Source organism: Acidomonas methanolica (assembly GCF_004346035.1).
Lineage (GTDB): Bacteria > Pseudomonadota > Alphaproteobacteria > Acetobacterales > Acetobacteraceae > Acidomonas > Acidomonas methanolica.
The window spans coordinates 1-24,620 of the sequence record NZ_SLZN01000027.1 but is presented as its reverse complement, the minus strand read 5'-3'; the positions used below and the strand labels follow the sequence as shown (position 1 = coordinate 24,620).

Here is a 24,620-nt window from a genome sequence, read left to right as displayed (position 1 = left end):
GTCACGTCGGTTGACGCGTGACGCATCCTGACCCTTCTGTGGCGTTTCCCTCCTCGCCGGGAGATTGTCGCGTGTCGCCTCCGCCCGATCGTGCTCATGATCAAGCCTCGCACTTGCCCGCGTCGGCTCTGCTGAAGCTGCGTCGCGTCACCCAGGCCCCGCGCCTCCTGCGCGCCCTGATCCGCGCTGACGAGGTCTGGCTGACCGCGCTCGCGGCGTTTGTCGGGCTGCTGGCCGGAATCTGCGTGGTGGCCATGACGCGCGGCGCGATGCTTCTGCACCGGGTCATCTTCGGGCTGGAGGGGGAGGGCCAACTCTCCGGCCTCTCCACCCTTCCGCCCCTGCGCGCACTCGCCGGACCGATCATCGGCGGGCTGGTGCTCGGCGCGTTCGGCCTGCTGCTCGCCCGTCTCACCCAGGGCAGTTCCGCCCGCAACCGCCCGGTCGATCCCATCGAGGCGAACGCGCTCCATGGCGGCCGTATGTCGGTGCGGGACAGTCTCGTCGTGGCCGGGCAGACGCTGATCTCCAATGGCGGCGGCGCGTCGATCGGCCTGGAAGCCGGGTTCAGCCAGATCGCGGCCGCCTTTGGTTCAAGGGCCGGGCGCATTTTCCGCGTCCGGCGCGAGGACATGCGCGTGCTGGTCGGCTGCGGGGCGGGCGGGGCGATCGGCGCGGCCTTCGGCGCTCCGGTCGCCGGCGCGTTCTACGCCTTCGAAGTGGTGATCGGCTCCTACTCCCTCGTCAATGTCGCGCCAGTGGCGCTCGCCGCCTGGTGCGCGGTGGCGGTCACGCGCCGGTTCGGGGCCATTTCCCCGGCGGTCAGCATCCCGGGCGGAGATCCGCTGACCGTGCTCGCCCACGCCCATGGCTGGGCCGACGCGACACTGATCGCCCTGCCCACGGCACTGCTGGCCATCAGCATCATGAAGGGCGTGGCCGCGACCGAGCGTGTCTTCGGCCGTCTGCCCCTGCCGCCTCTGCTGCGCCCCGCCGTCGGGGGGGTGCTCGTCGGCGCCCTTGCCATCTACACGCCGAGCGTGCTGTCGGCGGGGCACGCGGCGATGCGGCTGGTCTTCGACAATGACTGGGGGCTGGGATACGCCACGCTGCTGCTGGGCCTCAAGATCGCCGCGTCCTGCGTCTCCATCGGCTCCGGATTCCGCGGCGGCCTGTTCTTCGCCTCGCTCTATCTCGGCACGCTGGCGGGAAATATCCTGGGCGGTCTCCTGTCTCTCGCGGGCGAACAGGCGCTGTCCTCCGCCTCCTGCGCCCTGATCGGGATGAGCGCCATGGCCGTGGCGGTTATCGGCAGCCCCATGACCATGATCTGCCTCTCGCTGGAAATGACGGGCGATGTTGCGGTGAGTGGTGACGTGCTGCTGGCCAGCGTCGTTTCGCTTCTGACCGTGCGGCGGTTCTTCGGTTACGCCTTCGCCACATGGCGCTTCCACCTGCGCGGCGAATCGATCCGCTCCGCCGTGGATGTGAGCTGGATGCGGGCGCTGAACGTGGCGCGCATGATGCGGCGCGAGGTGAAAACCCTCCGCCCCGATCTGTCCATCGGCGCGGCGCGGCGGCTTTACCCGCTCGATCCGACGCAATGCCTCGTCCTGACGTCGGAGGACGGCGCGTATGCCGGGCTCGTCACCGTCGCCGAGCTGCATGCCGTGGAGCACGATTCCGACGCTCCGGTTTCGGATCTGGCCATCCATCAGGACGACATGCTCCTCCCGGACATGAACGTCCGCGACGCGATCGCCCTGCTGGAACGGGCTGAGGCCGACGCGCTCGCCGTGGCGGAGAGCCGCGAGTCGCGCCGCGTGATCGGCCTGCTGACGGAGCAGTACGCCCTGCGCCGCTATGCCGAGGAACTGGACCGGACACGCCGGGAGCTGGCGGGTGAAACCCGCGCCGCGCGCCGGACTTTCGCTTTCGGTCCCGGCATGCGGCGTGCAGGGCGGCGGGACGGAGAAGAGGCGGGGAAATGAAACGTTGGCGAATCGGCCACGTTACAGGCCATAATGTGCGAATAACGTTTCGTCGCACGTTGACAGTGTGAGGGCAGATGAGTAGCAAGCGCCGACACCCCTGTCTTCCGGTTCGGACGGCAGGGCGGGAAAAGGGATTGTGAGCGTGCGGGACGACCATCGCGACACGCCTGCTCCTGATCGTGACAAGCGGGAGTTCGACGCGCGGCTGGCCGCCGCCGAAGCCCGGTTGGCCGAAGAGGGCAGGTACGAGGATGGCGGCGACGTATCGCCCACGGGATCGGCGCAGGATTATTCCGCGCTGGGTCTGGCCCTGCGCCTCGGGACCGAGCTCGTCTCCGGTCTCGCCGTCGGCGTGGGGCTGGGCTGGGCGCTGGATTACTGGCTTGGCTATCGCGCGCTGTTCCTGATCCTGTTCTCGCTTCTCGGCGCGGCCGCCGGGATGCTCAACGTCTGGCGCGTGGTCGGCAGGACCATGGTGGATGGCGGGGCTTCCAGAGGCAAGCGGGGGAAACGGGGGTCGTGAGGCCGCTGCCCGTTCGGGCAGGGGCGCGGAAGATGGGCGCAGGCGTTAGCGGGAGAGCCGATTTTGGAGTCCGGATCGAAGATTGACGCGTTCAGCCAGTTCGAGCTGCATCCGGTGCTCGGCAGCATGGGAGCGGCGCTGCATCTCAGCCAGTCTCCCGTCTACATGGCCGCCGCCGCCCTCCTCGTCCTGGCGTTCCTTTTCGTGGGCATGCGTCCCCGCGCCGTTGTGCCGGGCCGGCTCCAGGCCGCCGCCGAACTGGGATACGACTTCATCCACCAGATGGCCGTCGATACGATCGGGCCGAAGGGCACGACCTTTTTCCCCTTCATCTTCGCCATCTTCTTCTTCATCCTGGCGGGCAACTATATCGGTCTGGTGCCCTACTCCTTCACCTTCACCAGTCATATCGTCGTCACCTGCGCAATGGCGGCGGCGGTGTTCATCATCTCCATCCTCGTATCGCTGCGCTACCAGGGCCTGCATTTCTTCGCGCATTTCATGCCGGAGGGCGTTCCGATCCTTCTCGCGCCGCTGCTGGTCCCGATCGAGATCCTCTCCTTCCTTTCCCGCCCCGTCAGCCTGTCGATCCGACTTTTCGCCAATATGATGGCCGGTCACGTGCTGCTCGAGGTGTTTGCCGGCTTCACGATCATGCTGGCCGGTCTGGGCATGCTGGGTTCCGTCCTCGCCGTCGCCCCGATCGCCCTCAACGTCGCGCTGACGGCGCTCGAATTGCTGGTGGGCGTCCTTCAGGCCTACGTCTTCGCCATCCTCACCTGCATCTATCTGCGCGAGGCGGTGGCCCATTGAGGGCCGCGTCGAGCGCATTCCCTTACCTCTGAACCAAGCTCAAGGAACTTATCATGGACGTCTCCGCTGCTAAGGAAATCGGCGCCGGCATCGCTGTCATCGCTCTCGCCGGCGTCGGCGTCGGGATCGGCAACATCTTCTCGACGCTCGTGAGCTCGATCGCCCGCAACCCGGCCTCCCGCTCCCACGTGTTCGGCATCGGCATGCTCGGTTTCGCCCTGACGGAAGCCGTGGCGCTCTACGCCCTGCTGATCGCCTTCCTGATCCTGTTCGTCTGATCGGGAGTTCCCTCCATGCCCGCATCCCCCCGCAAACCGGCCGCCCCGCTGACCGCGCTCCGCGCGTTCGGGCCCGTTCTCGGCCTGACGCCGGGGGTTGCGTGTGCGGAGACCATGCCGCAGCTCGATTTCGGCAACCCCTATCTGCTCTGGCAGGTCGTCTGGGGCGCCGTCATCTTCTTGGTTTTCTACGTTATTCTGAGTCGGTCGGCTCTGCCGCGCGTCGCGAGCGTGCTGGCCGCCCGTCGCCAATGCATCGAAAGCGATCTCGAGGTGGCGCATCGTGCCCGTGACGAGGCGGACCGCGCCGTGGACGAGTTGCGCCGCGCCCGTCACGACGCCGCGGCGCAGGCGCAAGCCAATATCGACCAGGTGGTGCAGGAGGCCCGACGGGCCGCGGAGCGGCAGGCGCATGAAATGAACCAGCGCCTCGCGGCCGACATCGCCAAGGCCGAGGAGCGGATCACCGCTTCCCGTCAGGAGGCGCTCGCCCGCCTGCCCGAGATCGCGACAGAGATCGCCCGCCCGCTCGCGAGCAAGCTGCTCGCCCCCGCGGGCACGCAGGTCGGCGACGAGACGCTCTCCGCCGCCGTGCGCACATCCCTCTCCAAGGCCGCCTGAAGGAGACGCGTCATGCTTCACGATCAACGCTTCTACGTCGCGATCGCGTTCGTCATCTTCTTCATCCTGTTCGGACGCAAGTTGTGGACGGCGATCGTCACCCAGCTCGACGCGCACGCCCAGAGCGCCCGTCAGGAACTCGCCGAGGCCGCCGAGCTGCGCCGCCAGGCCGAGCAGATACTGGAGGATGCCACGCGGGAACGCGAACAGGCCCTCGCGGAGGCGCAGGCCATGATCGAGCATTCGCGCCAGGAAGCCGCCCTCATCGGCGAAACCGCCCGGCGCGACGCCGAGGCCATTGCCACCCGGCGCGAGCAGATGGCCCGTGACCGCATCGCCGCCTCCGAGCGCGCGGCCGTGCAGGACGTGCGCAAACAGGCCATCGAAGCCGCCGCCGCCGCCGTGCGCGAGGTCGTCGCCCATCATCTCGCCGAGAACGGGGAGGCCGCCTCGACCCTCGTGGACCGCTCGCTCGACGCTCTTCCCGGGGCGTTGCGCGCCGCGAACGAGGCTGGGCCCGGCGCCATCAACGCGGCCTGAGGCGCGCGCAGCGCCTTGCATCTTTCGATCGTCATCGCCGTCCTCAACGAGGCGGAGAATATTCTCCCGGTCTGCGAGGAACTCGCCGCCGTCCTGCCGCGCCTGCCGAAGACGGAAATCGTCGTGGTGGATGACGGCAGCACGGACGCGACCGTGACCCGGCTCGAAGAGGCGCGGGCGCGCTTCCTGCCCGATCTGCGCGTTCTCAGCCATGATCGCCGTCTCGGCAAATCCGCCGCGCTGCGCAACGGCATCGAAGCCGCGCGGGGTCGGTGGATCGCCACGCTGGACGGAGACGGGCAGGACAATCCCGAAATCATCATCGAGATGCTCGCCCGCGCCGAGGCGGCGGCCGGGCCTGCGCCGTTGGTGGTCGGCGTGCGGCTGAAACGCAACGATCGTCTCTCGCGCCGCATCGCCACGCGCATCGCCAACGGCCTGCGTCGCCGCCTGTTGAACGATGGCTGTCCGGATACCGGCGCGCCGATGAAGCTGTTCGCTCGTGCCGCTTTCCTGCGGATACCCCAGTTCGAAGGCGTGCATCGCTTTCTGCCCGCGCTGCTGGGTCATTATGGCGCGCCGCTGATCTGCGTCGAGACCCGTCACCGTGCCCGGCTGCACGGACAGTCGAAATACACGAACCTCAACCGCGCCATCGTCGGCATCCGTGACCTGATGGGTGTGATGTGGCTCCTCAACCGCACTCATCTCGCGCAGCGCATCACCGAGCGTTGACTCCGACGCGCGGCATGGCCCGGGGGCGGGCGAGGCTTGCAATTCGGGGCATATTGACTAGGAAGCTGCCCTTTACGCTGGCGCGGCCAATGCTTGGAACGGCCTCCGGACGGTGTGGGGGCTTCAGGAGAGAAGACATCCGATGCGCCTGACCTGGCGACATTACGCCGCTCTGGCGTTCGTCACGTTCTGCCTCTTCCTGACCGGCCGCATGAGCTTGCCGCCGCTGGATCGCGACGAGCCGCGCTACATGGAAGCCTCGGCGCAGATGCTGGAAAGCGGCGATTTTGTCGATGTCCGCTTCCTCGACCAGCCGCGCTATCTCCAGCCCGCCGGAATCTACTGGCTCGAAGCCGGGGCCGAGGCGCTGTTCGGCGGCCCGCGTGATCGCCATACGGCATGGCCGTATCGCATCCCCAGCCTGATCGGCGTCACCCTGGCCGTCACGCTGACGGCGTGGATCGGCGCGTCGCTTTTCGGCGGCGCGACCGGGCTGCTCGCCGGGGCGTTGCTGGGCGTTTCGACGCTCATGACCGCCGAAGGGCGGATGGCGACGATCGACACCGTCCTGCTGCTCGATATCCTGCTGGTGGAAGCAGCGTTGCTCTCGGCGTTTCAGGACCGGCAGTCCAATCGCCCTACACCCGTCCGTACCGCGCTGCTCTACTGGATCGCCCTCGGCTGCGGGCTGATGCTCAAGGGGCCGGTGGTGCTGATTCCCGCATTCGGCACGCCGCTGGCCTTGCTCGCGGTGGAGCGGCAGGCGGGGTGGTGGAGGCGCCTCCGCCCCGTCTGGGGCTGGCTGATCACCCTTGCCATCGTCCTGCCGTGGTGTGTCGCCATCTACGTCGTGAGCCATGGTGATTTCTTCCATCGTGCGGTCGGCACGAATTTCCTCGGCAAGATCGGGCATGGCCAGCAGGCGCACGGCATGGCGCCGGGCTATTATCTCGGCGTGTTCATCCTCTCCTTCTGGCCCGGCGCGCTCTTCACCGTGCTCGCCCTGCCGGCGATCTGGCTGCGGCGCGCCGAGCCGGGCGTGCGATTCCTGCTGTGCTGGATCGTGCCGCACTGGCTGGTCTTCGAGGCCATCGCGACCAAACTGCCGCATTACGTGCTGCCGACCTATCCGGCCATCGCCATCCTCACCGCCGCCTCGCTGACCCGTTGGACGCTCCTGCGTCCGCAGGCGGCCTGGGCGCGGGCGCTGATGACCGCCTATGGCGTGGTCTGGGCGGCGCTCGGTCTGGCATTCTGCCTCGTCGGCCCGGCATTGCTCTGGCGCTTCGAACATCGCCTGTCGCCCGTCGCGGTGATCGCCGCGATCGGCGCGCTCCCGGCCATGCTGTTCTCGATCCGCCTGTTGCTGCGCGGGGAACGCCTGCATGCCGCGCTGGCGGTGATCGCCGCGGCGGTGATGATTCATGCCGGTCTGTTCCTGGGCGTCATTCCCGATCTGACCGTGATCCAGCTTGCGCCGCGTGCCGCGGCATTGTTCGACGACTATCGCCCTTGCGAGGACAGCACGCTGCTTTCCGTGTCCTATTCCGAACCGAGCCTTGCCTTCCTCGCGGGCTCGAACACGCGCTTCCCCACCATTCCCGCCGCCGCCGATCTCCTGCGCGATCACGGCAACTGCACGCTGGTCCTGGCCGATCAGCGCGATGAGCCCGCTCTGCGTGCGGCGTTGGCCGCGCGCGGGCGCAGGCTCGTCGAGTATGGCCGCGTGGCGGGGTTGAACTATTCCAACGGCCACATGCTGAATCTGGGGTTGTTCGCCGCCACCAAGCCGTAATGCACGGCGTCAGGCATGAAGCCGAAACGGGGCGTTGGTCTTTTTTCGAAGAAAAGAACCAAAAAACTTTCGTGACTTCGCGCCGGAGCCTTCCTGCGAGGTTCCGTCGTCAAAACACTCGGGCTACTGACGTCTTCGTCAGAAAAAGACGAAGTCGCTTTCCTGCGGCCCCGAAATCAGGCGGTACGGTCGGCGGCGAACGTCGCGACGAGCAGGGCACCGATCACCGGCACGAAGGCCAGCATCGAAAGCTCGGACAGTGACTGCACGGGATGGGAAAGGAAAGCGTGAAGGGCAAGACTGGTCATGACGATATCTCCTGGGTCAGCCGGCCGCAAGAAAGCCGCCGGCGTGAATGGCGGAGCGGGAGATGCCTCTTCCGAAGCCATGAAACAACTGGATGGAATGCTGGTCTGACCTGCGTTCCCCGCATGTTCCGGAGCGCAACTCTGCCCTGCCCGGAGCGAATACTTCATGTGTGGGATGAAAAATAAGCCTGATCCAGGGAAGGGCGTTGCGATTATTGCGTTGTCTCCGCCTTGATTCGGAAGAAAAGACCCTCGCGATGGACCGCATGCCAGGCCAGCAGCGTATCGCCGAGGAAGGCGGCGAGCGCCGCGACCACGCAGGACAGGGCCATGCCGAAGAGAAAAATCAGCAGCGCCGCCGTATGGCTGTCCCGCAGCGAGCCGAGAAACAGCGCCAGAGCCGCGCCGCAGGTCAGCGCTCCGCCGATGCCGCCGAAAATGATGGCGGTGTCCAGCGCGATGATCCGCCGCCGCAACCGCCTGCTTCTCGTCGCCAGACGAGCGGTGTCCTCCTGCGGCCCATCCTCCTGCGGCCCGTCCGCCTGCTGCTCCCGCTGTTGCTTGCGCACATCATCCAGATGGTCCGAGACGCGGGCGAGGCGCGTATTGAACAGGTTGAGCAGCGTGCCGATGCCCGACAGCATGAAAACCGGCGTCAGCGCGGTCTGGATGACATGGGCGACACTGTCGATCGGGTCCGGTTGCAGGAAGGGATACCCTGAAAACGGCGGAACGGACATTTCTTCTCTTCTCCCCTGGCGCCCCTCCGGTGTGCAGACCCCCTCTGGTGCGCAGATCACGGAAGCTTTAGAGAACGGCTGATCATGTGTCACCTGCCGTCCGCCGTTCGCCGCCTCGTCCCCGCCGTGTTCGCGACGGCGATCATGACCATATCCGGGACGGGCGTCTCCGGAGCGGCGGCCCAGCCGTCGTCGGGACCGCCGTCCGATACGGTCGAATTCGCGCGGCTGACCTGGACGGAAATCGCCGCCGCGATTCGCGCGGGTGACGACACGATCCTGATCCCGGTCGGCGGAACGGAACAGAGCGGCCCCTATATCGCCGTCGGCAAGCACAATATCCGCGTCGCCGCTCTGGCCGACCGCATCGCCCGGCGGCTCGGCCATACGCTCGTCGCCCCGGTCATCGCCTATGTTCCCGAAGGTGGCACCAGCCCGCGCACCTCCCATATGCGCTTCCCCGGCACCATCTCCATCCCGCCCGCCGTCTTCACCGGCCTGCTGGAAGGCGCCGCCGAGAGCTTCCGCGTGCAGGGCTTCCGCCGCGTCGTCTTTATCGGCGATCACGGGGGATATTTGACCTCCCTCAAGGCGGTGGCCGAAAAACTCGATCACAAATGGAAAGGCACGGCCCATGCGCTGTACGTCGCGCCTTATTATGACGTGATCGCCACGCGCTACGCCGATGCGTTGCGCGCCCGCGGCCTCGGCGCCGCTCTCGGCAAACACGCCGATCTCAGCGACACTGCGCTGATGCTGGCCGTCGATCCGTCGATGGTCCGGCAGGACGCTCTGCGCTCGGCCCCTCTTCCGGGGCCGGATCAGGGCGTTTACGGTGGCGATCCGCGCCCGGCGACGGCCGCGCTGGGGCGGATCGGCACGGACATGCAGGTCGAGGCCGCGGTGGAGGCCATCCGCCGCGCGCCCTGAGCGTGAAACGGGTTATCCGGCCAGTTCTTTGTGGAGCAGACATGATTTCGCAGTTCCGCCTTCTTACCGCCGCTCTCTGTACGACCGCGCTCTTCTACACAGCCGCATCGGTCGTCCTCGCCGGTTCCGCCCGCGCGCAGGACGCTCTTCCCACCCCGGCGACCTCCGCCGCCACGGCTCCCGAGGCCGTCCGGACGATCCCCGGCATGCCCCCGGTCATCGATCCGACGAACATCTACAGCGAGGCCGCGGCCGGTCGCATCTCTCCCGTCATCGCCAACGATCCCGCGCGGATCTACGTGCCCAACCTGCGCGGCAATTCGGTGACGGTGATCGACCCCGCGACCTTCAAGGTGATCGACACGTTTCCCGTCGGCCGCAGCCCGCAGCACGTCGTGCCGAGTTGGGATCTGCGCACGCTCTGGGTGACGAACAACGCCGAAGGCCGCACCGACGGCAGCCTCACCCCCATCGACCCCGCCACCGGCAAGCCCGGCGCACCCGTCACGGTGGACGACCCCTACAACATGTATTTCACCCCGGACGGCAAAAACGCGATCGTCGTCGCCGAAGCGCATGAGCGGCTGGATTTCCGCGATCCGCACAGCATGGCGCCGAACGGCTCGCTGGAGGTCAAGGGCTGCCGCGGCATCAACCACGCCGCGTTTTCCATCGACGGACGCTACGCCATCTTCACCTGCGAATTCGGCGGCTATCTCGCCAAGATCGACACGGTGAACCGCCAGATTCTCGGGATGCTGAAGCTCTCGAAGGGCGGCATGCCGCAGGACGTCCTGACCTCCCCGGACGGCCGGAAATTCTACGTCGCCGACATGCTGGCCGATGGCGTGTTCGTCATCGACGGCGACAGCTTCCGCGAGATCGGCTTCATCCCGACGGGTATCGGCACGCATGGCGAATATCCGAGCCGCGACGGGAAATATCTCTATGTCGCCAATCGCGGCTCTCACAAGGTTCACGGCGGGCGTCACGGCCCCGGCTCGGTGTCAGTGGTGGATTTCGCGACGGATCGCGTGGTCAGGACCTGGCCGATCCCCGGCGGCGGCAGCCCCGACATGGGCAATGTCTCGGCCGACGGGAAGCTGCTCTGGCTCTCCGGCCGGTTCGACGACGTGGTCTACGCCATCGACACGGCCACGGGCGCCATGAAGATCATCCCCGTCGGCGCGGAGCCGCACGGCCTCGCCGTCTGGCCGCAGCCGGGGCGCTACAGTATCGGCCATACCGGGATCATGCGCTGATCCCGCGCGCGCCACGCCGGCTGCGCGCCCTCCCGCTTCTTCTCGTCCTTTCCGCCTGCGCCGCTCCGCCCGCCGCCTGTCTGAAACCCGGTCCGGACCACGAGACGGCGTGGCTCCTGACCACCGGCTGGCATACGGAAATCGGCGTTCCCGCCGCTGCCCTGCGTGGGCCGATCGGCTGGTTCCGGACCGTCTATCCGGGCGCGGCGGTCGTGCTGTTCGGGTACGGCAAGCGGACCTTCTTTACGGCGAGGGCGGACGATCTTTCCGCCTATATTCTCGCGCCGCTGCCGGGTCGCGCCGTTATCCAGACAATGGCGCTCAACGTCGCCCCGGACCGCGCCTACGCTCCCGGACAGGTCACGGCGATTCCCCTCGCCCCCGCCGCCATGGACCGGCTCACCCGCGCGATCTGGGCCGATTTCGTGCTTGATCCGTCCGGCCATCCGCATCTGACCAATACGGGCGAGGGGCGTGTGAGCCTCTTTTACGCCGCCCGCTCGCGCTACACTTTGACGCATGACTGCAACCGCTGGAGCTGTTCCCTGCTTCATTCGGCGATCCCGGCCCTCCCGCCCGAGGGCGTCATCCTCGCCTCGCAAACAACCGGCCGCCTGCACGCGCGTCTTCCGCCCCTTTGCCGGAACTGATCGTTGGGGGACTCTTCTTTTTCTGATGCTTGATCTTGCTATACGGGGCGGATGCTAAATTCCTTTCCGCCGGTTGGCGCGCTCCAGGAACCTTATGGCTTCGTCGAAAATTGGCTGGGCGACGGGAGACTGCGCGAGTGAAGCCTCCTGATCCGCTCTTACGCCATTCAGGACGTCCGTTATGAGCCGGGGCTGTGCCTCATCAAGCCTTTGCAAAATGCAAAGCAAAACGTAGGACATGGCTTGCAGCTTTGTCTCGACGTTACCAAGCTCTTTCGGCATGACTGTCTCCCAAGCGAGGCGCCCTTAATGCAGTTCGACGACGCGGCAACCAAGAAGAATATAGAATTTCCCGACCATCTGAGCCCGTTTAAAAGCAGTTTATGTCGATGGTGAGCTCCAAAGCGGGTCGTCTACTTCTGAAGAAAAAGAAGCAAAAAGACTTTGATCAGTTGGCTGCGGAGCTGTGTCGGGAGCCTCGCAGTCTGGTTGAGGGCGGTTTATCTTTCTTGCACGCACGGCAAAGACCCCGCTCAGGGGCAGGGTGGCTGCGATCCGTCCTGACACACCGCGTTGCTGTGTGGCGGCAGCACCACCGTACCGTTCGTTTTAGGCGGGGACGAACCGTCGCCGCTGCTGGAACTGCATGCGGCGAGACCGAGAAGAAGCGGCAGAAGGAGGCGCAGGCACATCGAAACAGACTCCGTCACGGTTGCGAAACCATATAAAGAGTGCCGCTATTTCAGCGCGAATCCAAGTGTTTCCAGCGCCGCGCGCATCACGTCGCGCCCGCTCAGGCCCCGCAGCCCGGCGATGCGACGCGCCATGGTCGAGGACCAGGCCCGCTCCGGCAGGCCCTGCTCGATCTGGAACTGGTTGGCGTCCGCATCATATTGCGCGATCAGTTCCGCCTCCCGCGCGGCGTCATAATGCTCGCGATGCAACACCGCCGCCTGGGGCAGGCGCGGCTTGATGTCCGCCGGATGCGCGGGATCGGGAGCGCCGACACAGAGGCCGAACGCGCCCACGGAAAGTGGCGGCAGATGCAGTTCCTTCGCCACCTCGACCGGATGGTTCCGCAGCCCGCCGATATAGACGGTGCCCAGCCCCAGACTCTCGAAAGCCGCGACCGCGTTCTGCGCCGCCAGCGCCGTGTCGATGAGCGCGACCATGAACATTTCGAGATAATCGAGGCTCTCCCGCCCCGAATCCTGTGCCTCGGCGATCCGCTCCAGCCGGGACAGATCGGCGATCCAGGCGAGGAAGAGCGGCGCTTCCACGATATGTTTCTGATGGCCGCAGAGTTCCGCCAGCCGCGCCTTGCGCGCCGCATCCTCCACCGCCACCACGCTCCAGCATTGCAGGTTGCTGGAGGTCGCCGCCGATTGTGCCGCGGCGATCGCCGCCTCCAGCGCGCCTTCCGGCAGCGGATCGGGCAGGTAGGCGCGTACGGAACGGTGCGCCATCAGCGTCCGGATGACCGGCGACTCGGCGATGGAGGGCAGCTTCTCGCGGCGATAGCGGGCGCGCAGCAGCGCGGCGGAGTCGGCGTTCATGCCGGATAATGCATCAGCGTATGGAGGGGGACGTCAAGCCTATCTCGGCCGCCGAGCCCTTCGAGTTCGATCATGACCGAACAGCCGACGACCTCCGCCCCGGCCTTCCGCAACAGTGCAACCGACGCGGCCAGCGTGCCGCCGGTGGCGAGAAGATCGTCCAGCACCACGACGCGCTGGCCGGGGCGGATCGCGTCGGCCTGGATATGCAGCGTGTCCTGCCCGTATTCGAGCCCATAGCTCAGCGAGATCGTCTCGCCCGGCAGCTTGCCCGGCTTGCGGAGCATGACGAAGCCCAGGCCCAGACGCTGCGCCAGCGGCGCGGCGGTCAGGAAGCCCCGGCTCTCGATTCCGGCGAGAAGATCCGGCTGCCACCCGGCCACGACGCGCGCGATTCGCCCCGTCGCGACCTGCCACGCATCCGCGTTTCGCAACAATGTCGAGATGTCGTAGAAAAGAATGCCCGGCTTGGGAAAATCCGGAACCTCACGGATATGCCGCTTGAGATCGAATTCCGCCTGATCGCCGGGCGTCGTGCTGGCCGTCATGGTCTGCGCAATCCGTATATGATGGAGACAAATCCCACCGGCTGTAACCATTCCGCGCGCCGGTTGCAATCTCCGGGTCGCGGAATCGTGTCGTGGGGAAGGGGTCCGATGCAGGGCTGAGCCCTGCATCCGTCAAAGGGGGGCACCCTTTGGAAGGCCCTGGGTTTGACCAAGCGAGGCCCGGAAAGCTGCGGCTCCTCGCGCGTGCGGGCGGGGCCCGACACGCGCGGACCGGATCACGCGCCCTTCAGCAGCGCTTCCAGAGTGGTGCCGAGCGCGGCGGGGGAAGGGGCGATGCGGACGCCGGCGGAACGCAGGATATCCATCTTCGCCGCCGCCGTGTCGTTGCCGCCGGAAATGACGGCGCCCGCATGGCCCATGCGGCGTCCCGGCGGCGCGGTCGCACCCGCCACCAGCGCGACGACCGGCTTGCGGATCTTGTGATCGCGCAGGAAATAGGCCGCGTCGACTTCCGACGACCCGCCGATCTCGCCGATCATGATGATCGATTCCGTCTCCGGATCGGCAAGGAAACGCTCCAGCACGTCGATGAAATCGAGACCCTTGATCGGATCGCCGCCGATGCCGACGCTGGTGCTCTGCCCCATGCCGAGCGCCGTGGTCTGCGCCACCGCCTCATAGGTCAGCGTGCCGGAACGCGACACGATGCCGACCGAGCCGCGACGATGGATCGGGCCGGGCATGATGCCGATCTTGCAGGCATCCGGCGTGATGACGCCCGGGCAGTTCGGCCCGATCAGAATGGACTCCGAACGGTCCAGCGCCACGCGCACGCGCAGCATGTCCTGCACGGGAATGCCCTCCGTGATGCAGATGATCAGCTTGATCTCCGCCGCGATGGCTTCGAGAATCGCATCGGCCGCGCCGGCCGGCGGCACGTAGATCATCGTCGCATCGACCGGACTGGCCGCCACGGCCTGCTCGACCGTGTCCCAGACCGGCAGGCCAAGATGCGTCTGCCCGCCGCGACCGGGCGTCACGCCGCCGCTGATCTTCGTGCCGTAGGCGAGGCACTGCCCGGCATGAAACGAGCCTTGCGACCCCGTGATGCCCTGAACGAGGACGCGCGTGCCCTCATCGACCAGAATCGCCATTATGCAGCCCTCCGCGCGCGCACGGCCGCGACGATCTTGCGCGCCGCATCCGCAAGGTCGGACGCCACGGTCACGTCCAGACCCGAATTCTCGATCAACGCCATGCCTTCCTCGACATTCGTCCCGGCCAGGCGCACCACCAGCGGCACATGCAGCCCGACCTCGCGGCTGGCGCTCACCACCGCCTCGGCGATGATGTCGCAGCGCATGATGCCGCCGAAGATGTTGACGAGGACGCCCTCGACATTCGGATCGGCCAGCAGGATGCGGAACGCCGCCGCCACCTTCTCGCGCGAGGCGCCGCCGCCCACGTCGAGGAAGTTGGCCGGGGATTCGCCCTCGGAGTTGATGATGTCCATCGTCGCCATGGCCAGGCCCGCGCCGTTGACCATGCAGCCGATCGTGCCGTCGAGCCCGACATAGGACAGGCCGAACCGCGCGGCTTCCTGCTCGCGGGGGTCTTCTTCGTCGGGATCGCGCAGCGCGCGCACATTCGCGTGACGGAACAGGCCGTTCTCGTCGAAGCTCATCTTGGCGTCGAGCACCACGAGCGCGCCGTCCTTCGTCAGGGCCAGCGGATTGACCTCGAGCAGCGAGGCGTCCAGCGTCGTGAAGGCCGTATAGGCCGAGCGGACGATCGCGGCGAAGGCGGCGATCTGCTTGCCGGTGAAGCCGAGCTTCACGGCCAGATCGCGCGACTGGTGATCGGACAGGCCGATCGTCGGATCGATCCAGGATTTATGGATGCTCTCCGGCTTCTCGGCCGCCACGTCCTCGATGCTCATCCCGCCTTCGCTGGAGGCGACGATGACGATTCGGCGCGCCTCGCGGTCGAGCAGGATCGAGAGGTAGTATTCGTGCTCGATCGCCGAGCCCGCCTCGATATAGAGCTTGCGCACCAGACGCCCCTCGGGGCCCGTCTGCTTGGTGACGAGAACGCGGTCAAGCATCTCGAACGCCGCGTGCTGCGCGTCCTCCGGCGTCTTGACCAGCCGCACGCCGCCACATGCCGGTTCGCCGACATAGCGCCCGGCGCCGCGGCCGCCCGCGTGGATCTGCGCCTTGACGACGACCACGCCGGAATCGAGTTGACGCGCCGCCTCGCGCGCTTCGGCCGGAGAGCCGACCGCGACGCCAGGAGGCACGGGAACGCCGAAGGATCGCAGGAGGTCCTTCGCCTGATATTCGTGAATGTTCATCTGTTGGTCCCAAGGCCGACAAGCCACGCCATCGCTTAACCGATGACGTCCGTGTGAACAACACGTACTTATGTGATTTTTGGAAAATTATTGTGGGAATTTAAAAAAATCCGGCGGAAAATTTCGTCGCGCCCTCGGTGACGCCCGAGTCCGCCGCCTCCGCGTCCTTCGGAGGATCGCCTTAACCGCGCCAGCGCTCCGCCGCGTCGATCGCCGCCAACAGCGCCGCGCGCCGGAACGGCTTGGCCAGACAGACACCGCCCGGCACCTCGGCCGTCGCCGTTCCTGACGTGCCCTCTCCCCCTTCGAACGCCCCGGAGATCAGAACCACCGGCAAATCCGGCCATTCGGTCCGCAGGGCCCGGGCGAGCGTGACGCCATCCTCTCCGTCCGGCAAGTTGAGATCGGCGACCAGAACCGCCGGAGCCGCTTCCCGTGCCGCCTCCCGCGCCGCGCCCGCGCCGGACACGCGCCGCACTGCCCGGCCCGAGCCCGCCAGAACGGCCTCGACGATCAACGCCACGGCGTCGTCATCCTCCACCAGCAGCACCTGCGTCATGTCCGCCCCTCCCGGTTCGCGCGAATCCAATTCTGCTGTGTTCGGCCTTACTTGCCAAGAAATGAAACTGTCCATGACCGCTGAATCTGCCAGGAGCAGACAGGGACTCGCCCGAAATTCCGACATGACGGCTATATGTCGGTGACGGTTTCTCCCCGGTCTGGTCCGGGCTGCACATCCGCCGCCACCGCCGGACTCCATTCCAGCCGCATCGCCCGCCGCATCAGCGCCACTCCCAGTGCGGTCGAGAGCACGAACAACCCTAATCCGAGCGCGATCTGGCTCCCGTGGCCGATCCGCGTCCCCGCTCCCATCAGCACGAAGACGAGATTCTGCGGCGCCGACCCCAGAATCGTGGCGGACAGGAACGGCGCGAGCGGCACCTCCGCCAGCGCGGCCGCCGCCGTCACCAGTAGCGCGGACCCCACCGGCATGAGCCGCAACACCAGCACCGCCTGGAAGGGCGAGAGCGCCAGCGCCCTCCCGATCACCGCCAGACGCCCCGTGAAGCGCCGCCGCACCGCGCCGCGCAGCGTCGCGCCGCCCAGCCGCCCGATCCCGAGATATCCCAGCGCGCTGCCCAGACCCGTCACGGTCATGGCCAGTCCCAGCCCTTCCGCCGCACCGAAGACCAGTCCCGCCGCGAGGCACATCGCCTGGCGCGGCAATCCGACCGCGCAATAGGGAATCCCCGCCAGCAGGAACCAGAGCGGTGCCAGCGCCTCCGTCCGCCATCCCGCCGCCCGCGCGAGCAGCGCCGTTCCCGGCGCGACATGCCGCATCAGCAGCGCCAGCACCGCGATCACGCCGAACGTCATGCCCATGCGTCCGAGTGTCCGGACGGAAACGAGACGGGGGGCAGGGGGAAAGGAAGAGGCAGGCACGACAGGCGCTCCGAAGGACACGTTTGAACTCGTATCAGGCGGGCCCTCCCGCCGGAAGCCCGCGCCGCCCCGCTCCGGTTCAGAACGAACTCAGCGCGACGCGCTTCCACGTGTTCGCGGCGACGCAGACATAGTGATAATTGGAATCGTCCGTGAACTGCCCCGCCGTGCAAGGCGCGGAGGACGACGAGGGCGTGGTGAGCGTCTCCCTGAAGGCAGGCGCGGAATAGCCTATGAACCCGCCGCTTGACGAGGCCGTGGTGACCCAGCCATTGGTGTTCAGATAGGTGTATCCGACACTTCCGTTGCTGTCCTGCAACTCGACGGACTTGCCCTTGCCCGCCACGATGTTGCCGCTCACGGTCAGACCGTCCCCGTTCAGGAAGGCCAGTTGTGTTCCGGCGTCAAGGGCCGCGCCCGTCGTCAGTTCATACCACGAGAAGCCGCCGCTCGTCCCCGGGTCGACATTGACGTATTCGGAACTGGCTCCGCCCGCTTTCACCGTATTCCACAGTGAGAGCGTTCCCTGTCCGCTCGCCGTGCCCGAGGAGGTTTCGGCGGAAAGAGCCGCCGCGCTGGTTTCCCAGACGTTCGCAAGAGGGGCGTCGAACGTCGCGGCGCCCTTCGAGGTGAGGCTTCCATAGATCGTCGTGCTGCCGTCGTCGTTGAAGCAGGCGTTGGGGTCGGCGCCCATATAGCCGGGCGTCAGGACACAGAGCGTTCCGCCTGCGCCCTCGTAGTTCCATGCGAGTTGCGCCATGTCGGAACCGCCGGAGAAGACATCCTGCGCGCGTGTGCCGTCAACGTTCAGCCCCAGGCGGACGTCCCAGTTGGCCCAATTCGAGGAATCGGCCAGATCCTTGTAGACCTTCGCTCCGAAATGAAGCGTGTTGCCCGTGGAAAGAGCGGATGCGAAGTCGAACATGATATGATTGCCGCCTTGCGCGGAAGGCGATCCGTTGCTCGGCAACCATGTGCTGTATCCGGAATATTCCAGGCCGGAACCGTAGAGCTGCGCCACATACGCCTTCGGCAGCCCGGGACCGTTGACCAGATAGGCGTAGCTGTCCGCACTGGCCGCGCCGGAGGCGCAGGGGATGCACTGGAACGACGTGGTCCATCCATGGTAGGTGAGTGAATTGGCGTTCGTGAAATTGGCCGCCCTGAAATCCAGCTCCTCCCGCTCGTAATTATTGGCGCGCGCCGTCGCGTTCGCCCCGTAGATCTTGTTGCCGTCCATGACGACATAGGTGTTTTTCGACCATATCTTGCCGGGCGCGCCGACGAAGACCATCGGCATGGTATAGGTCGATTTCGTCGTGTCGAGATGCGTGACATCGGGGATTTGACCGGCGGCGGCATTGCCCGCGCCCAGAACGGCCCAGCCATAAACGGTGAGGGTCGTCGGCGTCCAGGACTGGATATAGCCCCAATACGCATTTTCCGAGGGAACGCCATAACTGTCCGTCGTCGCCACGGAGGGATCGATGACGTTGGTGGCCACATACATGCCCGGATGCAGCGTCGCCATCTGCTCGTCCGTCATGGGGGTGGACAGGGTGACGGTCGTCGCCGTGAAGGCGCTGGCCTGGGCCACGATCCTCGCGTCGCTGACCTCGTCATATTGATAGAAACCCGCGGCAGCCGCGTCGCCGTTCGCTATGGCGGGCGCGCCGGTCCTGTAGTCGATCCCCGACAGCGCCGCCTGAGCGGCCCCGCCCCCGAGCGAACTCGCCGTGGAGAACACGCACAGGGTGCATCCGGCATTATAGTTCCCGTACGGCCTGCCGACGATGGTCAGCGCCGTGTTGCCCACCGTTCCGGCCGCATCCGTCTGGCCGCCGAACGCGACGGATTCGGCTCCCAGGGTGAAAAACGTGGAGTAGGCGGCCGTTCCCGCGAGAGAAACCGTCGGGAGCGTGACGGACGTTCCATCCGGCGCCGTATAAACGCGATTCGCGAGAATCGTCTGGGACATGACGGGCTCCGTCACGATCCCGTTCGCATCCAGCCCCGCGACGCCGGACGGCGCATTGACCTGCGATTGCCGGAGGTAATCGCAGGCCACGGGCGCACCCGTCACATCCAGTCCGCAACTGTCCTGAACGACGATCGCCGGCCTCCATTGTCCCGTATTGTCCCGGTATTGCGTGATGAACGGGCTGTGCTGGCCGTTCAGGGGGGTCACGATCCGGACGCGCTGCAAGCTTCCGTCGGTGGTCCGGTACATTTCAGGGAATTCAGGGACAGGGGTCGCCAGAACGGGCGGCGAACAGAGCGCGGACGTCCAGAACATGGAAATCCAGAGCGCAAGACGTGAAAAATAATTCAATGCAGGATGCTCCAGCTTGCCTGAGCGGAACAGAAATAAAAAAACCGTCGGAGACCGACGGTTTCTGTATAATCAGGCGGATCAGATAAAAATTCATGGAAACTCATCCGGTAATGTGCCGGGCGCGCGGACGGATGAGGATATTGGCATTGTGCCATAATGCGCGTCCGGCGGCAAGACCCCTGTCGCCCTCACGCCGCCACCTCCGCCACGATCCAGCCGAACCGCTCCGCCACGGCCGCCGCCTCGACGCGGCATTGCGTCCCCCGCCGCCCCGCATTGACGTAGATCGCCCCCAACGCCAGCGCCCGGGAATCCAGCAGAACCGGCACGGCTGTTTTCTGCCCGAACGGGCTGATCCCGCCGGTCTGGTAGCCGGTCATCCGCTCCGCCTCCGCGGGCGCCATCATCGCCGCCGATTTTCCGCCCAGCAGCTTCGCCACGGCCGCCAGCTTCAGCCGCATCGGCGCGGGAACGATGACGCAGCCCGGCCTCGTCCTGTCCACCAGGACCATCAGCGTCTTGAACACCTCTTCCGGCGGCACGCCCAACGCATCCGCCGCCTGAAGCCCCTTGGCCGCCGCCCCGGGATCGTAATCATGCGCATGCAGGCTGAAGGCGATTCCCTCCCGCTCCAGCACGGCCGTCGCGGGCGTCATCCCGTCATCAGTGCCAGTCTCCATGTCCCGCCCCCTATTTCCGTGTCGCAACCTTGGTGGAGAGAATCATCGCCGAATGCGTCCGCTCCACCCCTTCCACCGCGCCGATGGCGTCGATCGCCCGGTCCAGCGCCTCTGGCGTCTCCGCCCCGAGCATTGCCACCAGATCCGACGGCCCGCTGACCGCATGCAGTTCCCGCAACCCCGGCACCGACCGCAAATCCCGTTCCACCTGGGCCGCCCGCCGCGGCGACAGCGTGATCATCACGAGAGCGCGCACCGCGTCGGACCGCCCCGGCTCCACCACGGTATAGCCGAGAATCGCCCCCTGCCGCTCCAGCCGTTCGATCCGCCCCTGCAAGGTCGTGCGCGAGAGGCCCAGCCGCCGGGCGAGCTGAGCGGCGGGCATCCGCGCATTCCGGCGCAAGAGTTCGAGCAACGCCCTGTCCAGCGGATCATCCGTCATCGCCGGGCACATTATCCCAAGCGCGGGTGAGATCAAAATGCCCCGCCCATCCGTCACTCCGCCGGAAACTTTCCCGTTCTCCCGTCACTCTGCCGCTTGAGACCCGTCGACCCGCCCTCCGATCATTCCGGCAGCAGACAAACGGAGATCATTCATGCGGCCAGTCACCATTCTCGGCGCGGGCAAGATCGGCGCGACCATCGCCTCCTTCCTCCACGCCACAGGCGATTACGCCGTCACCCTCGTCGATCGCGACGCCGCGCGGCTGGACCGGCTGGACCTCCCCTTCGCCATCCGCCGCACGGCGCAGGACATCGCCGCGGCGCTGCCGCCCTCCCTCCTCGCCAACCAGTTCGCCGTCCTCTCCGCCGCGCCCTTCCAGTTGACGCGCGGCATCGCCCGCGCCGCCGCCGAGGCGGGGGTGCATTATCTCGATCTCACCGAGGACGTCGCCTCCACCCGCGACGTGCGCGCCCTGGCCGAGGGCGCGACCACCGCCTTCATCCCCCAATGCGGCCTCGCACCCGGCTTCGTCTCCATCGCCGCCCATGATCTTGCCCGCCGCTTCGACTCGCTCGACACCATGCGTCTGCGCGTCGGCGCGCTCCCGCGCTTCCCCACCAACGCGCTGGGCTATAACCTCACCTGGAGCACGGACGGCCTCATCAACGAATATATCGAACCCTGCGAGGCCATCGTCGCGGGCCGGCGCACCGTCGTCGCCGCCATGGAAGGGCTGGAAACCCTCGGCGTCGAAGGCGTGACCTACGAAGCGTTCAATACCTCCGGCGGCCTCGGCTCGCTCTGCGAAACCTATGCGGGCCGCCTGCGCGAACTCAACTACCGCACCATGCGCTATCCCGGCCACGCGGCGATCATGAAGGTCCTCCTTTCCGATCTCCGCCTCGCCGAACGCCGCCACCTCCTGCACGACATTTTCACCCACGCTCTGCCCACCACGACGCAGGATGTCGTTGTCATCCTCGTCAGTGTGACGGGCACGAAGGACGGCCATCTGCATCAGGAAACCCTCGCCCGCGCGATCCCGGACCAGGATTTCCTCGGCGCGCACCGCACCGCGATCCAGTTGACGACGGCGGGCGGCATCTGCGCCGTGCTCGACCTGCTCGCCGAAGGCCGTATCCCCACGCGCGGCTTCGTCCGGCAGGAAGACATCGCCCTTGATGCCTTCCTCGCCAATCGCTTCGGCAAGATCTATCGTGAGACGGACCGCGCCACCCAGGCGCGCGGCGAATAGCCCGTCGCGGCGCGGAAGGCGGCGGCGAACGCGCCCAGGCTGTCATACCCGACCGCATAGGCGGCCTGCGTGACGCTCTCGCCTCCGGCCAGCCGTGCCTGCGCCGCCAGAACCCGCGCGCGCTGACGCCAGGCTGAGAAGCTCAGCCCCGTCTCCGCGCGGAAATGCCGCACGAAACCGCGTGGAGACAGCGCCGCCAGCGTCGCCCAGTCCTTCTGGTCCCGCCTGTCCTCGGGGGCGTCGTGCAGCCGTTCCGTCACGCGCCGCAGGCCGGGATGAGACGGCCAGGGCAGGGACAGCGTCGCGGAAGGCAGCAGCAGGAACTCGGCCCAGAGCAACTCGGCGATTCGCGCATGATGAGTGGACCAGTCCGGGCCGGTCAGCCGCCGCGCCAGCGCCGTGAAGAGCGGCGTGGCGGAACTCAGGAACGGCGCATCGCCGCTTTCCCGCCGCACATAGAGGCTCCACCCGGCAAACGCTCCATGCGACCGCGCCTCATGCAGGACCCCCGCCGGAATCCACAGGACTTGTCCCGGCCCGACCATCCACAACGCCCGCTCCGTCCGCACGGCGAACACCCCGCGCTCCGTGCCGAGAAGTTGGCCGCGCTCATGGCAGTGCGGTGTCTGTATCCTTCGCCGCTCCTGGCGCGTGCGTCCGCCCATGATCCATGGCCCTTCCGGCGGCAGGCCCTTTTCGGGCAGCATCGAATTGGCGTCCATGAGTCGATTTTTGACTTTTCCGCGAGAGAACGCCAGCGTCGATATGACCGATACTTCCTGGCGGCGGTCGTCCTCCCGACGCGCCGCAGGAGAAAAGACATGAAACTGGGATTTGTCGGCCTCGGCGCGATGGGCGAGGCGATGGCCACGTGCCTGCTGAGGGCCGGGCACGAGCTGACCGTCTATAATCGCACGGCCGCGAAGGCGGATGCGCTCGTCGCCGCCGGGGCGAAGCGCGCGCGCACGCCCGCAGAGGCCACGGCGGGCAACGAACTCGTCTTCACCATGCTGTTCGACGACGCCGCCGTCCAGCATGCCAGTTTCGGCCCGGACGGCATCGCCGAAGCCCTCGGTCCCGACGCGGTGCATGTCGGCTGCGCCACCGTCTCGCTCAATCAGGCCCGCCGCCTTCGCGACGGCCACGCCGAACGCGGCCAGCACTACGCCTCGGCAACGGTCCTGGGCCGTCCGCCGGCCGCGCGGGCCGGGCAACTCTTCGTCGTGCTCGCGGCAGCGGACGCCCTGCGCGCCCGCATCCTTCCCGCGCTGGACGCTTTCGGCCAGAAGAGTTTCGTGGTGGGCGACGACCCGGTCCAGGCCAATCTGGTCAAGCTCTGCCTCAACTTCATGATCTTCGCCACGATCGAGCAGATGGCGGAGGTCTTCACCCTCGGCGAGAAAGGAGGAATCGCTCCCGCCACGATGTTCGAGGTGATGAGCAACAGTTTCTATACCGCCCCCGTTCATCGCAATTACGGGAAGCTGATGGTCGAGAAAGCCTACGACCCGCCGGGTGGCCCCATGGAGATCGGGCTGAAGGATAACGGCCTTTTCCTCGAAGCCGGAGAAGATTTCCGCGTCCCGCTCCCGACCGCCTCGCTCCTGCGCGACCGCTTCCTCCAATCCTATGCAGCCGGAGAAGAGGGGCTGGACTTCGTCGCGATCTTCGAGCGCGTGCGCGCGGATGCAGGGTTGCGTTGAAGGAAGTCGTCCTTTTCTGAAGAAAGGGAAGCAAAAAAGATTTCTGATCGTTCGGCTGCGAAGCCTTATCGGGAAACACCGCAGCCGAGTCGGAAAAGTTTTTGACTTTTTAAAAAATAACCGACGCTATCCGTGATAAACGGAACTTCTGGTTTTACGGGCAGGACGGTGCCCCAGTGCGCCATCCAGAGCAGCGCATCCACAAACGGCGATTGTCGCACCGAGGCCCCGGCGCTCAGCATGGCCGCGGGGGATCAGAGGGCGCAGGCGTTTCCACTCGTCGTCACGCAGGGCGTCGGGATCATGGCTTATTCAGGTTGACCTCAAAGACCAACCTTGAATCACTTCCCGCCAAGTGGGAGGAATCCCAGCATGCAGGAAATCGTCACGACGACCTGCGCTTCCTTGAGGATATCGGGCAGCATGTCGGCATTTGCAATTACGATATTGTCCATTGGGGAGTGTCCCACTTGACAGTCACTCGACGCCCTTGCGGCGCGTTTGTCGAGCGCGTCAAAAACGTTACAGCGTGCTGGCTTTTGCCCTATTCCAAAGCTTGCCGGCCAATTCTTTGGCGATGAGTTGCGCTGTATGTTGGACATCAATTTTGGTATCGTAACCGTCAATTAGATATCCGGCTCCCGCGGCATAAGGATTGAAGCCGACAAGCGCGCCCGGTATCTGACCGCTTCGCGCCGCCAGATCCAGGGTCATCACCGGCAGCGATTTCGGTGGATTGCCTGATAAAGGAGTGATCGTCGATGATACCGCAAGCGAAGTATGGCCCGCACCGAAGCCGACCATCGTGCGCACGACGCGATTGCCTTCATCGACATCTTGGAATCGGCCTTCTAGAAGCCATCCGCTGGACGGAATCGGCGCGTCGGCTGACAGCGGCAAGGCATGAATGCCGCGCGCAGAGAGGTCGTGTACAAGGGCGTCCCGCATGACCCCGACCAGATAGGCGGCCCTGTCTTCCGGCGAGGCGAACGTCATGACCGGCGAATAGGGAAAAAGGCTCGTCAGCAACGTTCGACGCGTGCGGCGCGCCAGCAGGCTGAAGCGTCCCGGGTTTCCCGGAGGCTAATTGGTTTGAGTCACGCAGCCATATTGATGATCTGAAGGGCTGCATAGTAGTTGGCCTCGGCCTCG

At 66.3% G+C, this 24,620-nt stretch carries 28 protein-coding genes; 13 read left to right on the top strand and 15 right to left on the bottom strand.

What is annotated here, in order from left to right:
* The first annotated feature begins 113 nt into the window (after positions 1-113).
* The 8 genes from EDC31_RS14345 to EDC31_RS14310 all read left to right on the top strand — a co-directional run bounded on the left by EDC31_RS14345 (position 114) and on the right by EDC31_RS14310 (position 7,299).
* Complete coding sequence (locus EDC31_RS14345; RefSeq protein WP_239641704.1) at positions 114-1,991, top strand: chloride channel protein; 1,878 nt, start codon at positions 114-116, stop codon at positions 1,989-1,991.
* Positions 1,992-2,130: 139 nt separating this feature from the next.
* Positions 2,131-2,517 carry an AtpZ/AtpI family protein gene (locus tag EDC31_RS14340; RefSeq protein WP_239641705.1) on the top strand — a complete coding sequence of 129 codons (387 nt, stop codon included), beginning with the start codon at positions 2,131-2,133 and terminating at the stop codon, positions 2,515-2,517.
* Between the two features lie 63 nt (positions 2,518-2,580).
* A complete protein-coding gene (locus EDC31_RS14335; RefSeq protein WP_042060187.1) occupies positions 2,581-3,330 on the top strand; it encodes a F0F1 ATP synthase subunit A in 750 nt (249 codons plus the stop codon).
* 53 nt (positions 3,331-3,383) lie between these two features.
* Complete coding sequence (locus EDC31_RS14330; protein WP_042060189.1) at positions 3,384-3,608, top strand: ATP synthase subunit C family protein; 225 nt, start codon at positions 3,384-3,386, stop codon at positions 3,606-3,608.
* Positions 3,609-3,623: 15 nt separating this feature from the next.
* Positions 3,624-4,229, top strand: a complete 606-nt coding sequence (locus EDC31_RS14325) for a F0F1 ATP synthase subunit B family protein (RefSeq protein WP_042060191.1) — start codon at positions 3,624-3,626, stop codon at positions 4,227-4,229.
* A 12-nt stretch (positions 4,230-4,241) separates the two neighbouring features.
* Positions 4,242-4,769 carry a F0F1 ATP synthase subunit B family protein gene (locus EDC31_RS14320; RefSeq protein ID WP_042060192.1) on the top strand — a complete coding sequence of 176 codons (528 nt, stop codon included), beginning with the start codon at positions 4,242-4,244 and terminating at the stop codon, positions 4,767-4,769.
* A gap of 15 nt (positions 4,770-4,784) precedes the next feature.
* Positions 4,785-5,504 carry a glycosyltransferase family 2 protein gene (locus EDC31_RS14315; protein WP_042060193.1) on the top strand — a complete coding sequence of 240 codons (720 nt, stop codon included), beginning with the start codon at positions 4,785-4,787 and terminating at the stop codon, positions 5,502-5,504.
* Between the two features lie 142 nt (positions 5,505-5,646).
* Positions 5,647-7,299, top strand: coding sequence for an ArnT family glycosyltransferase (locus EDC31_RS14310; RefSeq protein ID WP_042060195.1), 1,653 nt, complete (start codon positions 5,647-5,649; stop codon positions 7,297-7,299).
* Positions 7,300-7,475: 176 nt separating this feature from the next.
* On the opposite strand, the gene EDC31_RS18405 is transcribed toward EDC31_RS14310, so the two are convergent.
* A complete protein-coding gene (locus tag EDC31_RS18405; protein WP_261754056.1) occupies positions 7,476-7,607 on the bottom strand; it encodes a hypothetical protein in 132 nt (43 codons plus the stop codon).
* Between the two features lie 212 nt (positions 7,608-7,819).
* Positions 7,820-8,347, bottom strand: a complete 528-nt coding sequence (locus EDC31_RS14305; protein WP_042060197.1) for a DUF2721 domain-containing protein — start codon at positions 8,345-8,347, stop codon at positions 7,820-7,822.
* A gap of 84 nt (positions 8,348-8,431) precedes the next feature.
* Between EDC31_RS14305 and EDC31_RS14300 the strand changes: the two genes are divergently transcribed.
* From EDC31_RS14300 to EDC31_RS14290, 3 genes are read left to right on the top strand one after another with little or no spacing between them, the layout of a single operon-like run.
* Entirely contained in the window at positions 8,432-9,277 is an 846-nt protein-coding gene (locus EDC31_RS14300) for a creatininase family protein (protein WP_052512033.1), read from the top strand.
* 41 nt (positions 9,278-9,318) lie between these two features.
* On the top strand, positions 9,319-10,539 hold the full coding sequence (locus EDC31_RS14295; RefSeq protein ID WP_081797714.1) for a YncE family protein: 1,221 nt from the start codon (positions 9,319-9,321) through the stop codon (positions 10,537-10,539).
* Positions 10,488-11,189 carry a DUF2459 domain-containing protein gene (locus tag EDC31_RS14290; protein ID WP_081797716.1) on the top strand — a complete coding sequence of 234 codons (702 nt, stop codon included), beginning with the start codon at positions 10,488-10,490 and terminating at the stop codon, positions 11,187-11,189. Before EDC31_RS14295 ends, EDC31_RS14290 begins: the two co-directional genes overlap by 52 nt.
* 54 nt (positions 11,190-11,243) lie before the next feature.
* Here the strand turns inward: EDC31_RS14290 and EDC31_RS14285 are convergent, their stop codons facing one another.
* The 10 genes from EDC31_RS14285 to EDC31_RS14240 form a co-directional block, all read right to left on the bottom strand.
* Entirely contained in the window at positions 11,244-11,471 is a 228-nt protein-coding gene (locus EDC31_RS14285) for a hypothetical protein (RefSeq protein WP_042060199.1), read from the bottom strand.
* Positions 11,472-11,926: 455 nt separating this feature from the next.
* On the bottom strand, positions 11,927-12,745 hold the full coding sequence (locus EDC31_RS14280; RefSeq protein WP_042060201.1) for a nitroreductase family protein: 819 nt from the start codon (positions 12,743-12,745) through the stop codon (positions 11,927-11,929).
* A complete protein-coding gene (locus EDC31_RS14275) occupies positions 12,742-13,293 on the bottom strand; it encodes an adenine phosphoribosyltransferase (protein WP_042060203.1) in 552 nt (183 codons plus the stop codon). Before EDC31_RS14275 ends, EDC31_RS14280 begins: the two co-directional genes overlap by 4 nt.
* Before the next feature lie 236 nt (positions 13,294-13,529).
* Positions 13,530-14,408: a succinate--CoA ligase subunit alpha gene (sucD, locus tag EDC31_RS14270; RefSeq protein ID WP_042060205.1), complete on the bottom strand. Its 879-nt coding sequence runs from the start codon at positions 14,406-14,408 to the stop codon at positions 13,530-13,532.
* Entirely contained in the window at positions 14,408-15,607 is a 1,200-nt protein-coding gene (gene sucC, locus EDC31_RS14265) for an ADP-forming succinate--CoA ligase subunit beta (protein WP_042060206.1), read from the bottom strand. Before sucC ends, sucD begins: the two co-directional genes overlap by 1 nt.
* Before the next feature lie 181 nt (positions 15,608-15,788).
* Entirely contained in the window at positions 15,789-16,166 is a 378-nt protein-coding gene (locus EDC31_RS14260; RefSeq protein WP_042060208.1) for a response regulator, read from the bottom strand.
* 131 nt (positions 16,167-16,297) lie between these two features.
* The gene (locus EDC31_RS14255; protein ID WP_132127128.1) at positions 16,298-17,050 is read right to left on the bottom strand and encodes a TVP38/TMEM64 family protein; all 753 of its coding nucleotides are present in this window, start codon (positions 17,048-17,050) and stop codon (positions 16,298-16,300) included.
* Between the two features lie 79 nt (positions 17,051-17,129).
* Positions 17,130-19,346 carry a hypothetical protein gene (locus tag EDC31_RS14250; protein ID WP_132127127.1) on the bottom strand — a complete coding sequence of 739 codons (2,217 nt, stop codon included), beginning with the start codon at positions 19,344-19,346 and terminating at the stop codon, positions 17,130-17,132.
* A 227-nt stretch (positions 19,347-19,573) separates the two neighbouring features.
* Positions 19,574-20,065 carry a YbaK/EbsC family protein gene (locus EDC31_RS14245; protein ID WP_239641706.1) on the bottom strand — a complete coding sequence of 164 codons (492 nt, stop codon included), beginning with the start codon at positions 20,063-20,065 and terminating at the stop codon, positions 19,574-19,576.
* A 10-nt stretch (positions 20,066-20,075) separates the two neighbouring features.
* On the bottom strand, positions 20,076-20,507 hold the full coding sequence (locus tag EDC31_RS14240) for an Lrp/AsnC family transcriptional regulator (RefSeq protein WP_042060212.1): 432 nt from the start codon (positions 20,505-20,507) through the stop codon (positions 20,076-20,078).
* Between the two features lie 154 nt (positions 20,508-20,661).
* Between EDC31_RS14240 and EDC31_RS14235 the strand changes: the two genes are divergently transcribed.
* Positions 20,662-21,765: a saccharopine dehydrogenase family protein gene (locus tag EDC31_RS14235; protein ID WP_042060214.1), complete on the top strand. Its 1,104-nt coding sequence runs from the start codon at positions 20,662-20,664 to the stop codon at positions 21,763-21,765.
* Here EDC31_RS14235 and EDC31_RS14230 read toward each other — a convergent pair.
* Entirely contained in the window at positions 21,723-22,487 is a 765-nt protein-coding gene (locus EDC31_RS14230) for an AraC family transcriptional regulator (RefSeq protein WP_239641707.1), read from the bottom strand. The genes EDC31_RS14235 and EDC31_RS14230 overlap by 43 nt on opposite strands.
* Before the next feature lie 99 nt (positions 22,488-22,586).
* Between EDC31_RS14230 and EDC31_RS14225 the strand changes: the two genes are divergently transcribed.
* Positions 22,587-23,468 (top strand): NAD(P)-dependent oxidoreductase, encoded by an 882-nt coding sequence (locus EDC31_RS14225; protein WP_042060216.1) that lies wholly within the window; start codon positions 22,587-22,589, stop codon positions 23,466-23,468.
* Positions 23,469-23,533: 65 nt separating this feature from the next.
* On the opposite strand, the gene EDC31_RS17795 is transcribed toward EDC31_RS14225, so the two are convergent.
* Together EDC31_RS17795 and EDC31_RS14220 are read right to left on the bottom strand one after the other, a co-directional pair.
* Positions 23,534-23,710: a hypothetical protein gene (locus EDC31_RS17795; RefSeq protein ID WP_158310340.1), complete on the bottom strand. Its 177-nt coding sequence runs from the start codon at positions 23,708-23,710 to the stop codon at positions 23,534-23,536.
* Positions 23,711-23,990: 280 nt separating this feature from the next.
* Complete coding sequence (locus EDC31_RS14220) at positions 23,991-24,497, bottom strand: DUF4410 domain-containing protein (protein WP_052512039.1); 507 nt, start codon at positions 24,495-24,497, stop codon at positions 23,991-23,993.
* Positions 24,498-24,620 lie beyond the last annotated feature (123 nt).

Coding starts and splice junctions, on each gene's coding strand:
- EDC31_RS14230 (WP_239641707.1), bottom strand. CDS start 22,487: ATGGACGCCAATTCGATGCTGCCCGAAAAGGGCCTGCCGCCGGAAGGG.
- EDC31_RS14280 (WP_042060201.1), bottom strand. CDS start 12,745: ATGAACGCCGACTCCGCCGCGCTGCTGCGCGCCCGCTATCGCCGCGAG.
- EDC31_RS14240 (WP_042060212.1), bottom strand. CDS start 20,507: ATGACGGATGATCCGCTGGACAGGGCGTTGCTCGAACTCTTGCGCCGG.
- EDC31_RS14275 (WP_042060203.1), bottom strand. CDS start 13,293: ATGACGGCCAGCACGACGCCCGGCGATCAGGCGGAATTCGATCTCAAG.
- sucC (WP_042060206.1), bottom strand. CDS start 15,607: ATGAACATTCACGAATATCAGGCGAAGGACCTCCTGCGATCCTTCGGC.
- EDC31_RS14300 (WP_052512033.1), top strand. CDS start 8,432: ATGTGTCACCTGCCGTCCGCCGTTCGCCGCCTCGTCCCCGCCGTGTTC.
- EDC31_RS14260 (WP_042060208.1), bottom strand. CDS start 16,166: ATGACGCAGGTGCTGCTGGTGGAGGATGACGACGCCGTGGCGTTGATC.
- EDC31_RS14295 (WP_081797714.1), top strand. CDS start 9,319: ATGATTTCGCAGTTCCGCCTTCTTACCGCCGCTCTCTGTACGACCGCG.
- sucD (WP_042060205.1), bottom strand. CDS start 14,408: ATGGCGATTCTGGTCGATGAGGGCACGCGCGTCCTCGTTCAGGGCATC.
- EDC31_RS14225 (WP_042060216.1), top strand. CDS start 22,587: ATGAAACTGGGATTTGTCGGCCTCGGCGCGATGGGCGAGGCGATGGCC.
- EDC31_RS14285 (WP_042060199.1), bottom strand. CDS start 11,471: ATGCCGAAAGAGCTTGGTAACGTCGAGACAAAGCTGCAAGCCATGTCC.
- EDC31_RS17795 (WP_158310340.1), bottom strand. CDS start 23,710: ATGCTGAGCGCCGGGGCCTCGGTGCGACAATCGCCGTTTGTGGATGCG.
- EDC31_RS14245 (WP_239641706.1), bottom strand. CDS start 20,065: ATGGAGACTGGCACTGATGACGGGATGACGCCCGCGACGGCCGTGCTG.
- EDC31_RS14320 (WP_042060192.1), top strand. CDS start 4,242: ATGCTTCACGATCAACGCTTCTACGTCGCGATCGCGTTCGTCATCTTC.
- EDC31_RS14330 (WP_042060189.1), top strand. CDS start 3,384: ATGGACGTCTCCGCTGCTAAGGAAATCGGCGCCGGCATCGCTGTCATC.
- EDC31_RS14310 (WP_042060195.1), top strand. CDS start 5,647: ATGCGCCTGACCTGGCGACATTACGCCGCTCTGGCGTTCGTCACGTTC.
- EDC31_RS14250 (WP_132127127.1), bottom strand. CDS start 19,346: ATGTTCTGGACGTCCGCGCTCTGTTCGCCGCCCGTTCTGGCGACCCCT.
- EDC31_RS18405 (WP_261754056.1), bottom strand. CDS start 7,607: ATGACCAGTCTTGCCCTTCACGCTTTCCTTTCCCATCCCGTGCAGTCA.
- EDC31_RS14325 (WP_042060191.1), top strand. CDS start 3,624: ATGCCCGCATCCCCCCGCAAACCGGCCGCCCCGCTGACCGCGCTCCGC.
- EDC31_RS14305 (WP_042060197.1), bottom strand. CDS start 8,347: ATGTCCGTTCCGCCGTTTTCAGGGTATCCCTTCCTGCAACCGGACCCG.
- EDC31_RS14235 (WP_042060214.1), top strand. CDS start 20,662: ATGCGGCCAGTCACCATTCTCGGCGCGGGCAAGATCGGCGCGACCATC.